Source organism: Maribacter sp. MMG018, from assembly GCF_018100785.1.
Lineage (GTDB): Bacteria > Bacteroidota > Bacteroidia > Flavobacteriales > Flavobacteriaceae > Maribacter.
On sequence record NZ_JAGJEC010000005.1, the window covers coordinates 157,659 to 169,464 of the forward strand.

11 protein-coding genes are annotated in these 11,806 nt (G+C 38.6%); 1 reads left to right on the forward strand and 10 read right to left on the reverse strand.

Features of this window, described 5'->3' with window-relative positions; translation table 11 throughout:
* Window positions 1-41: 41 nt before the first annotated feature.
* From J8L85_RS16665 to J8L85_RS16700, 8 genes are all read right to left on the reverse strand, one after another.
* Window positions 42-494, reverse strand: a complete 453-nt coding sequence (locus J8L85_RS16665; protein ID WP_211019190.1) for a tRNA (cytidine(34)-2'-O)-methyltransferase — start codon at window positions 492-494, stop codon at window positions 42-44.
* On the reverse strand, window positions 494-736 hold the full coding sequence (locus tag J8L85_RS16670) for a VF530 family protein (RefSeq protein ID WP_211019192.1): 243 nt from the start codon (window positions 734-736) through the stop codon (window positions 494-496). Before J8L85_RS16670 ends, J8L85_RS16665 begins: the two co-directional genes overlap by 1 nt.
* A 233-nt stretch (window positions 737-969) precedes the next feature.
* On the reverse strand, window positions 970-1,833 hold the full coding sequence (locus tag J8L85_RS16675; protein ID WP_047247652.1) for a sigma-70 family RNA polymerase sigma factor: 864 nt from the start codon (window positions 1,831-1,833) through the stop codon (window positions 970-972).
* A 158-nt stretch (window positions 1,834-1,991) separates the two neighbouring features.
* Window positions 1,992-4,208 (reverse strand): polyribonucleotide nucleotidyltransferase, encoded by a 2,217-nt coding sequence (locus tag J8L85_RS16680; protein WP_211019194.1) that lies wholly within the window; start codon window positions 4,206-4,208, stop codon window positions 1,992-1,994.
* Between the two features lie 201 nt (window positions 4,209-4,409).
* Window positions 4,410-4,679 (reverse strand): 30S ribosomal protein S15, encoded by a 270-nt coding sequence (gene rpsO / locus J8L85_RS16685; RefSeq protein WP_211019196.1) that lies wholly within the window; start codon window positions 4,677-4,679, stop codon window positions 4,410-4,412.
* Window positions 4,680-4,777: 98 nt separating this feature from the next.
* Entirely contained in the window at window positions 4,778-5,653 is an 876-nt protein-coding gene (accD, locus tag J8L85_RS16690; RefSeq protein ID WP_211019270.1) for an acetyl-CoA carboxylase, carboxyltransferase subunit beta, read from the reverse strand.
* A 29-nt stretch (window positions 5,654-5,682) separates the two neighbouring features.
* Window positions 5,683-6,750: a class II fructose-bisphosphate aldolase gene (gene fbaA, locus J8L85_RS16695; RefSeq protein WP_211019198.1), complete on the reverse strand. Its 1,068-nt coding sequence runs from the start codon at window positions 6,748-6,750 to the stop codon at window positions 5,683-5,685.
* Window positions 6,751-6,810: 60 nt separating this feature from the next.
* Window positions 6,811-9,369, reverse strand: coding sequence for a BamA/TamA family outer membrane protein (locus tag J8L85_RS16700; protein WP_348771774.1), 2,559 nt, complete (start codon window positions 9,367-9,369; stop codon window positions 6,811-6,813).
* A gap of 75 nt (window positions 9,370-9,444) precedes the next feature.
* Here J8L85_RS16700 and J8L85_RS16705 point away from each other — a divergent pair, with 75 nt between their 5' ends.
* Window positions 9,445-10,167, forward strand: a complete 723-nt coding sequence (locus J8L85_RS16705) for an RNA methyltransferase (RefSeq protein ID WP_211019202.1) — start codon at window positions 9,445-9,447, stop codon at window positions 10,165-10,167.
* 16 nt (window positions 10,168-10,183) lie between these two features.
* On the opposite strand, the gene J8L85_RS16710 is transcribed toward J8L85_RS16705, so the two are convergent.
* Together J8L85_RS16710 and ubiE are read right to left on the reverse strand one after the other, a co-directional pair.
* Window positions 10,184-10,879, reverse strand: coding sequence for a porin family protein (locus J8L85_RS16710; protein ID WP_211019204.1), 696 nt, complete (start codon window positions 10,877-10,879; stop codon window positions 10,184-10,186).
* 60 nt (window positions 10,880-10,939) lie between these two features.
* Complete coding sequence (gene ubiE, locus J8L85_RS16715; protein ID WP_211019206.1) at window positions 10,940-11,674, reverse strand: bifunctional demethylmenaquinone methyltransferase/2-methoxy-6-polyprenyl-1,4-benzoquinol methylase UbiE; 735 nt, start codon at window positions 11,672-11,674, stop codon at window positions 10,940-10,942.
* Between the last annotated feature and the right edge of the window lie 132 nt (window positions 11,675-11,806).

Consider the following 11,806-nt stretch of genomic DNA (forward strand, 5'->3'; position numbering starts at 1 on the left):
GGTCTTTATCTCTTAAAGATACAAACTTACCCAATTGGTTTTCAGCTTAATTGACGAAGACCTTCGTAAAGTACGGTACTCACGGCATTAGAAAGGTTCAGGCTTCTTATATAAGGGCTGTATAAGGGAATTTTAGCTGTTTGATTACTATTTTGTTCTAATAGAAACTTGGGCAGACCTACCGATTCTTTTCCGAAAACAAGATACATGTCGTCTTTAAATTCAATATCCCAATGGGTCTTTTTGGCCGAGGCGGAAAAGAAAACCATTTTTTTGTTCAGGTGCTCTTTAAAAAAAGTCTCTTGGTTTTCGTATTCCAATACATTTAAGTGTTGCCAATAATCAAGGCCGGCACGTTTTAAACGCTTATCGGTAATTTCGAAACCATACGGTTTTACCAAGTGTAAGGTAGACCCGGTGGCCAAGGCCAATCTGCCTATGTTGCCCGTATTGTTCGGAATCTCGGGTTCTATGAGAACAATGTTAAAGCCCATTAATTTTTAGGTAATGATTTTAAATAGAGCGCTTCTACTTTTGAACGGGCCCAAGGGGTTCTTCTTAAAAATTTTAAGCTAGATTTTATAGAAGGGTTACTTTTAAAACAGTTGATGTTTATTTTACTTGCCAGCTCTTCCCAAGTGTATTTTTCCGTTAGTTCTTCCAATATGTCCACTAATTTTACACCGTGTAGCGGATTGTTAGGTTGTGTCTTGGGCGATTTTTTTTCAGGTTCCATAAGAAGGCTTTGTTAATGTATCTATAGTTCCATTTTTGTGTGAGCTCCTTTAAATTAGAGGCTTTTCTTAAATTGAGTTTGTGTGTTATAAATGAAAAAACTCCGGTAATCAGCCGGAGTTTATTCATCAATCAAAAAACGAACAGTCATGATAAACTGTTGTTACCGATAAAATTACAACTAATATGCCAAAATTCCAATTTAGGGAATATTTAACGTGTAATTTTTACTAGTTATCCAAGATATGTTTTCAATATCTTGCTTCTAGAAGTGTGTTTTAGCCTTCTGATCGCTTTTTCTTTAATTTGGCGAACCCTTTCCCTGGTTAGGTCAAAAGTTTCCCCTATTTCTTCCAATGTCATGGAATGTTGGCCCGCAAGTCCGAAATACAATCTTATAACGTCCGCTTCTCTCGGAGTTAAAGTTTCAAGGGCACGTTCTATTTCTGTACGTAGCGACTCGTGCAACAATTCCCTGTCCGGGTTTGGAGATTCGCCACTGCGCAATACATCATAAAGGTTAGAATCTTCACCGTCGATCAATGGGGCATCCATAGATACGTGTCGCCCAGAGTTCTTTAGTGATTGTTTTACATCTTCTACCGTCATGTCCAATTCTTTGGCGATCTCTTCCGCAGAAGGTATACGCTCATGGGCTTGCTCTAAGAAGGCAAATGTTTTGTTGATCTTGTTTATAGATCCAATTTTGTTCAAAGGCAAACGAACTATACGCGATTGTTCGGCCAATGCCTGTAATATAGATTGACGGATCCACCATACGGCGTAGGAGATAAATTTAAATCCCCGCGTTTCGTCAAAACGCTGTGCAGCTTTGATAAGGCCAAGGTTTCCCTCGTTAATCAAATCCGGTAAAGTAAGTCCTTGGTTTTGGTACTGTTTAGCTACTGATACCACGAATCGGAGGTTGGCTTTTGTAAGTTTTTCAAGAGCGATCTGGTCGCCTGCCTTGATGCGTTGTGCCAACTCTACTTCCTCATCAGCGGTAATCAAATCTACTTTTCCAATTTCTTGTAAGTACTTGTCCAAAGATGCGGTCTCCCTGTTGGTGACCTGTTTAGTAATCTTAAGCTGTCTCATTAATGTAAATTAAGTTCAATCTGCATAGACTGCATATACTTATACGTTGAAATCTTCGAAATGTTACAAACGCGGTAAAAAAAAATGATTTTTCCGTTGAAATACATAAAAAAAGCCCCAACTATTGAGTTGGGGCTTCTATTTTAACACAAGATATATTAATCTCTTCTTGGTTTTCTATCGCGGTTACGGTCGTTGTTTCTACGATCGTCTCTACGTTTATCGTCACGAGGAGGTCTTTCTTTAAAACCTTCCGGTTTTGGCAAAAGTGCTTTACGTGAAACTTTTTCTTTTCTGGTTCTTGGGTCTATACCAAAGTATTTTACATCAAAAACATCTCCCATGTTTACCACATCGGATACATTTTCTGTGCGTTCCCATGCCAATTCAGATACGTGTAACAGTACTTCGTTACCTGGAGCTTCCGTGTATTCTACAACAGCCCCAAAATCTAACATCTTGATAACTTTAACTTCGTATACACTTCCGACTTCTGGTTTGAACATCAAAGAATCGATTTTTGCCAATACGGCATCGATACCATTTTTGTCAGTTCCAAGAATTTCAACAATACCTTCTTCGGTAACGGGGTCTTCATTGATAACAATGGTAGTGTCCGTTTCTTTCTGAAGCTCTTGAATTACTTTACCTCCTGGCCCTATTAAAGCACCTATGAATTCATTTGGAATTACACGGGTAACCATTTTTGGAGAGTGAGGTTTCACTTCTGGGTTTGGAGCCGCAATGGTATCGGTCAGTTTATTAAGAATATGTAAACGACCATCCCTTGCTTGTTTTAGGGCGTTTACCAATATTTCGTAAGAAAGTCCTTTTACTTTAATGTCCATTTGGCAAGCGGTAATACCGTCTGCAGTACCTGTAACTTTAAAGTCCATGTCTCCCAAGTGGTCTTCATCTCCCAAGATATCTGAAAGTACGGCATACTTACCGCTTTCGGTATCGGTGATCAATCCCATGGCAATACCGGAAACAGGCTTTTTCAGCTGAACCCCTGCATCCATCAATGCCATTGTACCGGCACATACGGTAGCCATGGAAGAAGAACCGTTAGATTCCAATACTTCCGAAACAACACGTACAGTATATGGGCAATCATCGGGAACCATTCCTTTTAAGGCACGTTGTGCCAAGTTACCGTGTCCTACTTCTCTACGAGAAGTACCACGAATAGGTCTAGCTTCTCCGGTCGAGAAAGGAGGGAAGTTGTAGTGTAAATAGAAACGCTCTTCACCTTCGTGGGATGGCATATCTATTTGGTTGGAATCTCTAGAGGTTCCTAAGGTTACAGTAGCTAAAGCTTGCGTCTCACCTCTGGTGAATATAGAAGATCCATGTGTTGATGGCAAGTAGTCCACCTCACACCAGATAGGTCTGATTTCATTTGTTTTACGACCGTCTAAACGTAAACCTTCGTTTAGGGTAAGGTCTCTTACCGCAGCTTTCTCGGCCTTGTAAAAATATTTTGAGATCAAAGAACCGTATTCTTCTTGCTCTTCTTCAGAGAAAGAAGCGATTACCTCTTCTTTGATTACTTCGAATGCCGCTGTTCTTTCGTGTTTGGCAGAACCTGCTTTTGCGATGGCATATACCTTGTCGTACGTTAGGTCATGCACTTTTTTCGCTAATTCTTCATCCTCTCTTTCAGGCTCGTACTCACGAACTTCTTTTTTGCCAAATGCTTCGGCCAGTCTCATTTGTGCCTCGCATTGTACTTTGATCGCTTCATGGGCGAATTTAATGGCCTCTGTCATTTCCTCTTCGGAAATTTCGTCCATTTCACCTTCGACCATCATTACAGAATCGGCAGATGCACCGACCATCATGTCAATGTCTGATTCTTCTAATTGGGCTCTTGTAGGGTTGATTATGAATTCACCGTTGATACGGCCCACCCTTGCTTCGGAAATAGCGCACTCAAATGGGAAATCGGACAATTGAATTGCCGCGGATGCAGCCAAACCTGCCATTGCATCTGGCATTACATTTTCGTCATGCGACATTAACTGAATCATCACCTGGGTCTCAGAGTGATAGTCTTTTGGGAATAATGGACGTAAAACACGATCCACCAAACGCATGGTCAATACTTCACCATCACTTGGTCTGGCCTCTCTTTTGAAGAAACCTCCGGGATAACGACCGGCTGCCGCAAATTTTTCACGGTAATCAACTGTTAGTGGAAGAAAATCCACATCAGATTGTTTGTAGTTGGAAACAACTGTACATAATAACATACATTTTCCGGATTGTACAACAACAGAACCATGGGCCTGTTTTGCCAATTTTCCGGTTTCGATAGAAATTTCTCTACCGTCACCGAGGTCAATGACCTCTTTAAATACTTTTGGAATCATAAATTTTGATTAAAACCTGCATGTTTACAGGCTTGTTAAACAATGGTCTTTCCGACTTTTTTTTGTGGTCGGAGTTGTTGTTGTGTTGTTGTACGGACCAATGAAAAACTAAGTGTAGCTTTTTGTGATTGTCCTTTTTTAATTCTTGGACATGAATTTTCTTTAAAAAAAGGGGATAGCTAGCTATCCCCTTTAGAATTTTTATTTTCTAATACCAAGCTCTTTTATAAGCTCTCTGTATTTTACGATATCTGTTTTGATCATATAATCAAGAAGACTCCTTCTTTTACCCACAAGCTTTACCAATGAACGCTCTGTGTTGTAATCTTTGTGATTCTTCTTTAAGTGATTTGTCAAATGGTTGATACGGTGTGTGAACAACGCAATTTGACCTTCGGTAGAACCTGTGTTCTCCGCTTTTCCGCCGTATTTCTTAAAAATTTCGGCTTTTACTTCTTTTGTTAAATACATTCCAATATTGTTTTAAATGATTTTTATGTATCCGATTGATTTTCAATCAGGGCGCAAAGATAGGTCTTTTTTCTATAATCTGAACTAATTTTTTATGATTAGGCAGGTTCTTCTATTTTACGTACCGGATTGTTTTGAATAAGATCAATATAAAGGTTAATGTTCTTTTTTAGATTTTTTCTGTGAGAAATAAAATCTAGAAACCCATGTTCCAGTAAAAATTCCGAAGATTGGAAACCTTCGGGCAATTCTTTACCTGTAGTGTCTTTTACGATACGTGGACCTGCAAAGCCGATCAATGCACCCGGTTCGGCAATATTAATATCGCCCAACATTGCATATGAAGCGGTGGTGCCCCCAGTAGTAGGGTCGGTACACAAAGAAATGTAGGGTAATCCGGCATCTGCAAGTTGTGCCAGTTTTACAGATGTCTTTGCCAATTGCATAAGAGATAAGGCCGCTTCCATCATTCTGGCCCCGCCAGATTTCGATATCATAACAAACGGAACTTTCTTTTTAATGGCATAGTCGATGCCCCTGGAAATTTTTTCTCCTACCACACTACCCATAGAGCCTCCGATAAAGGCAAAATCCATGCAACAGATAACAATGTTCTTGCCAAGAGATTTTCCGTAGCCGGTTCTTACGGCATCTTTTAGACCTGTTTTCTTTTGAGCGGCTTTAAGTCTTTCGCTATACTTTTTGGTATCCTCGAATTTTAAGGGGTCTTTCGATGATAATTTGGCGTCTAGTTCAGTGAACTTATTATCATCAAAAAGTATTTCGAAATACTCTTTACTTCCGATTCTAACATGGTAATCGTCCTCTGGACTTACATAAAAGTTTTTGGCCAATTCCTCGGATTCTACAATTTTTCCCGTGGGGGATTTATACCATAATCCCTTTGGTGTGTCCTTTTTTTCTTCCGTAGAAGTTTGAATCCCTTTTTCCTTTCTTTTAAACCAAGCAGTCATGTCTTCCATTAAAGGTTTTTGTTTCCGAATTAAAGCGTATCTATATTATTTAAGTCTTCAAAAGCCTTTTTCAAACGCTCTACGAATGCATTTTCACCTTTTCTTAACCACACTCTAGGGTCATAGAACTTTTTGTTGGGCTCGTCTGATCCCTTAGGGTTTCCGATCTGAGATTGTAAATAGTCCTTGTTGTCTTGGATGTAATCTCTTACTCCGGCTAAAAAGGCATATTGTAAATCTGTATCAATGTTCATTTTAATTACACCGTAGCTGATGCCTTCCCTTATTTCCTCTACAGAAGACCCTGATCCACCATGGAAAACAAAGTCTATATGGTTATGGCCTACGCCGTATTTTTTAGAAATATATTCTTGAGAGTTTTTAAGAATTTTTGGAGTAAGTTTTACGTTGCCGGGCTTGTATACCCCGTGAACGTTTCCAAAAGCGGCAGCTATTGTAAATCTGTGGCTTACTTTGGATAATTCTTCGTAAGCATAAGCTACTTCTTCTGGTTGTGTATATAATTTAGAATCGTCAACATCCGAATTGTCTACACCATCTTCTTCTCCACCGGTGATTCCCAATTCTATCTCCAAAGTCATTTCCATTTTGCTCATTCGCTCAAGGTATCCTTTGCAAATTTCAATGTTTTCCTCGATAGGCTCTTCAGATAGGTCGATCATGTGCGAACTGAACAATGATTTACCTGTTTCTGCATAATGTTTTTCACTGGCATCTAACAAGCCATCTATCCAAGGTAATAGTTTTTTTGCACAGTGGTCTGTATGTAAAATAACGGTCGCCCCATAAGCCTCCGCTAATTGGTGAACATGTTTAGCACCTGCAATGGCACCTTGTATGGCGGCATTTTGCCCTTCGTTGGAAAGTCCTTTTCCAGCATTGAACTGTGCTCCACCATTAGAGAATTGTATTATTACGGGAGCATTTAAACTAGCTGCCGTTTCTAAAACTCCATTTATTGTATTGGATCCAATAACGTTAACCGCAGGTAGCGCAAAACCTTTTTCTTTTGCATATTTGAAAATCTCCTGAACTTGGTCTCCGGTAGCAACACCAGGTTTAATATTATGAGCCATAATCTTTTGGTCTATTTAGTTTCTAAAAATTGAGAAACAAAAGTAATAAAACAATTGTACTTAAAAGGGATAGTTAATACCAATTTGTAAAACCGAATTGGCAAAATTATAATCTCTAAACCATCTTTTTGATTCTATTTCGGCCGGATTATATGTTTTAAACCCTAGATCCAACCTAAAAAGAAAGTATGTAAAATCATAACGGATGCCAAAACCTGTACCAAGGGCTATGTCTTTTAAAGATTCAAGTCCGTTAAAGGTGGCGTCTTCGTTGTCCACGTCGTCGAATACGTTCCAAATATTACCGGCATCGGCAAATATGGCCCCGTTTAAATCCCCGAACAAAGGAAATCTATATTCTAGGTTAAAGGCCAATTTGAGGTTTGCTTCGTTATAATCGTTTAAGGCCGAAGTTCGTCCTGGTCCCAGTGAATATGGGTACCATGCTCTATTGTCGTTGGATCCACCTGCAAAATAACTTTTTACAAAAGGAATATTGCTAGAGTTGCCGTAAGGTATGGCGATGCCAAAAAATGTTCTTACGGCCAATACGTTAGATCTTGAGAGGTCCCAATATTTTACGTAATCAAATTCTGTTTTAACATATTGTGAAAAAGGTACGCCGAATACCAAAAGTTGTTCGTCGTCATTTTCATTAAAAGGGATGATACCGGACATGGCCGACAATAGGTTTCCCGCACCTTCTATTTTAAAACGGAACTGATAAAAATTGTTGTCAAGTATACCGTCCCTATTATTTTTATTGAAGGTGTAGTTAGTGGTAAAGATCAAGTTGTTTTCCGTTAATCTTTCTTCTCTTTCGTTAATACTCTTTACATCGTCATAATCGTCTTCTGTTAATCCGGAATTGGAAATGGGTATCGTCCCGCTCAGAACATCGTTTATAAAGCCGGTTGTTCCTGGGGTAACGCCATCTTCTACCTCTGTAGGAGTGGTTAGATCGTTGTCATCGTTAAAGTATGAAGGGTTTACGGCTATGTCGTTGTCGGTGGCAATTTCGTTTAATTGGTTATAGGTGGTAGTGTAAACATCAAAAAAACGTTCTTTGTTCACATTTCTTACATATTGTATGTTGAGGAGTTCAATGGCGTGTTTGTTATAGCTATTGGGAGACCAATTGTATCCTAGTACGGTGTTCAGGGTTTGTTTGTCCAGACCGATGTTTTTTTGAAAACTGGTACCGATTGCGATCCTGGTTTTGGGCAGGGTATAATTGGGTATGATCTTAGTGGTTCTAATAAAAGGGAACCATATTCTTGGAAAATCTAGGGTTATCTCACCTCCGATCTCAGAGAAATAATCTTCCTGAAATGTCTCTCTACTCAATAATCCAAAAGTGCCGTCTGCTGATAAGCTTAGATTTTCTGCGCCTTTAAAAATGTTTCTTATCAATAGGGAGGCACCCATTCCGACACCTATTTTTCGTAGGTTGGATCTGCTGACCTCAAAATTTGTACCTAAAGAGTATTTAGGTTTAGGGGCCAAATAAATATTGGTGTTTACATAATTGTCGGTACTGTCCTCTTCGAAAATTACATTGGGGTATTTAAAAATGTTTAAACTGTTCAGCTGTCTAGTGGTCCTAATTTTGTCTATATCTCTGTATATACTATCACTTTTAAAGAAAATTGCGTCATCCAATGTTTTTGGTTTGATCTTAAATTTTCCTGTATAATAAATATTCAGGTCCTTGTAGAGAACGGTGTCGGTTAATGCATTCTTTCTTTTCGATAGATAGTTGGTGTAAACGTTTATCCTATTAATTTTTTCGACTTTGTATTCAGAGGTAGTTACCTCGTTTTCACCTCTTTTTTTTAGATTGCCGATGTTGAGGTTTATGTTCATTTTTTGGTCATCGGCACTTCTAATGGTATCCCTTTCTATATCAAAGGTGATAGAACTTTCTTGAAAATTTCGGATACCGCTATTTCTGAATATGTTTGTTAATCTCTCTCGCTCATTATTAAAATTGTCTAGGTCAAATCGTTCCCCTTTTTTTATAAAGGTTTCTTGGGCATTAAGAAAATAAAGCGAATCTATGGCCTTTGATGAAATATCGTTTGAAATGGAGTCAATTACATAGGGTTTTCCTAAAGTGATTTTATAATCGACTTTTGCCTTTTGGTTTTGGCTTGTGGAGTCTATGGCGTATGTAGTGCTATTGTTGAAATATCCTTTACTGTTGTAATAGGCACTTAATCGTTCTAATGTTTTTCTGGTTTTGGTAGTGTCCAGAATAACAGGTGCTTCTCCGATATCTTTGAGCCATAGGCCTAATCCTTTTACAAGAAAGGACTCTCCCAAGCGGTCAACTTGTTTTTCGGAGAGTAGGTTCGTAAGTCTTTTAATTCGGTTCGGTTTTTTGTGTAACCATGCTTGGTACAAAGAGTCGGGGTTTTCCTTGGCAAGGTTGTATAGGTTAAGCCTTAAGGGGTAACCTAACAATCGGGTGTTCGATTTTTGATAGATAAGACTTCTGACATCTTCGTTCTTTATCTTGACGGAATCTACAAGTATGGTGTTCTTAACCACCAGATACTCATTGTCCTCAACCTTTTTTAGAGAGTTGCAAGAATAAGTGATTATTGCCAGTAGCAAGATTAAGCTTATTTTAGCTATGTAGTTTTTATAGCATGCTACCGTTTTCATAGAAATCAAAAATACATCATTTGAATGGTTGTTAAAAGTGAATTGAAACTTATAAAAAACCTACAGCAAAAAAAATACCGAAATGAACGGGGCCTATTTGTAGTAGAGGGAAAAAAGACTGTAGAAGAGTTGTTAGAGTCCGATTTTAAACTGTATAAATTATTTTTAACAAAAAAAAACATTGATTTTGTAAATGTAGAAAATGTAGCGATACTATCGGAAAAAGAATTGAGGCAAGTGAGTAGTCTTAAAAATCCGAATGGGGTGCTAGGGGTCTTTTATAAAAGAGATAGTTCTGAGGTTGCGTCTGATGATTGGGTGGTTGTATTGGATGGTGTTCAGGATCCCGGTAATATGGGGACCATTATTAGGCTTTGTGATTGGTTTGGTATAAGAACATTGGTATGCTCTCGGAATTCGGTAGACTGTTATAATCCCAAAGTGCTTCAGGCGACCATGGGGTCTATAGGAAGGGTGTCGGTGATTTATACGGATCTAGAGCCTTATCTGGCATCGAATGATATGCCCGTGTACGGTACTTTTATGGACGGGAACAGTGTTTATGAAAGTGAGTTGCCAGAAAAAGGTGTGTTGATTATGGGGAATGAGGGTAACGGTATATCTGATGGTGTTAGAAGGTTTTGTGCTAATACTCTGTCGATTCCGCAGTTTAAAGACAATACGGCCGAAAGTTTGAACGTGGCCACTGCCACGGCTATTTTATTAAGTGAGGTTAGAAGAGGGTAGTATTTGTTTCCCCTTTTTATTCGAAAGTGAAATTCACGAAAATTCCCCTGGTCTTTAATGCATCAATATTGCCTGTCCATGGGCTATTGGGGTCATTGTCCCTAACCAGTTCGTCCGTCAGGGCAAAAACACCTCGTATAGATGGGCTAAACTTAAAGTATTCCAAATAAAAGTCTATTCCGAATCCGAGTTCATAATTGTGGACACTTTTTTTCATTCGAAAGGTTCCGGCACTGTTGTCGTCCAAACTGTCTTCGTTGCTTCCTAAATTCATGGTCGTAGATACTCCTCCAATCAAAAAAGGTTTCCAGTTCCCTAATCTCTTAGCGCTTACTTTTAAGAGCAAAGGAAAATTGATGTAAGTGGACCTTACCTCTCTAATGGCATCGTTTTCCTCTGTAAATCCGGGAAAACCCATGGTTCTGGATGTGTAATGTAATCCAGGTTCGAACCTAAGGTCCATAAAATCGTTCAATCGCATTTCCCCGATAAGGCCAACATTAAAACCAAGGCTTTTGCTGACAAGTATATCTTGGTCGTTTTCTTTGTATTCGAACTTGAAATCGTATTGGTTAAAACCTAAAAAATAGCCCCAGTTGAGAAATTTTTTGTCTTCGTTCTCAAGATTCAAAATAGGGTTTTCATTGAACTGTGCGTTTAATGAAGGTGCTAATGACAAAACCCCGAAACATATTAAAAACCATTTCTTCATTTAGCTATCTATCAATTGTTACCATAGATGTTAGGTACGCAACCAAGCAAAATAAAACTGTTAATCAGCTTTTTTAGCAACATAAATTGATGCTACCCCAAATGTTTGGGGTTTGTTGGTTACATCTATAAACCCAATTTTACGCAAAATATTGTTGAAGTTTTCTCCATGTGGAAATGCCGCTGCCGATTCGCTCAGGTAACCGTAGGCAGAATTGTCTTTAGAAAAAATCTTTCCGATAGTGGGTAGAATGTATTTAGTGTAAAACCTGTACCCTTGTTTAAAAGGTGTTTTAGTGGGTACAGAGGTTTCTAAAATCACCAATGTGCCATTTGGTCTGAGTACTCTAAGAATCTCAGAGAGCCCTTTTTCTAGATTTTCGAAATTTCGAACACCAAAAGATACGGTCACCGCATCGAAAGAATTATTGTCGAAAGATAAGTTTTCGCTGTCGCCTACGATCATCTCAATGGTTTCGCTAAGTTTTTTCTGTTGAATTTTTTCTTTTCCAACGTTTAGCATTCCAGGTGATATGTCTAGACCGATTATTTTTTCAGCACCTGTTTTAACCATCGCAATTGCCAAATCTCCCGTGCCCGTTGCGATATCCAAAATAGTGTTTGGTTGTTCTTTTTTTAGAATGGAGACTACCCTTTTGCGCCATTTTACATCTATGCCAAACGAAATAACACGGTTGAGTCCATCATAATCAGTGGAAATAGTATCGAACATTTGGGTTACTTGTTCTTTTTTTCCGAGATGTGAATCTTTATACGGGATAACTTTTTTTGGCATCGGTAAAATTTTCTGCAAAGATACGATATAGGTAGTGCTTTCGTGAAATTTTGCGGTTATGTTATGAGGGGGTAGGGGTTTAAAACACTGAAATTAAATTGAAACCTAATAAAATTATGTAATTTTGCTCCA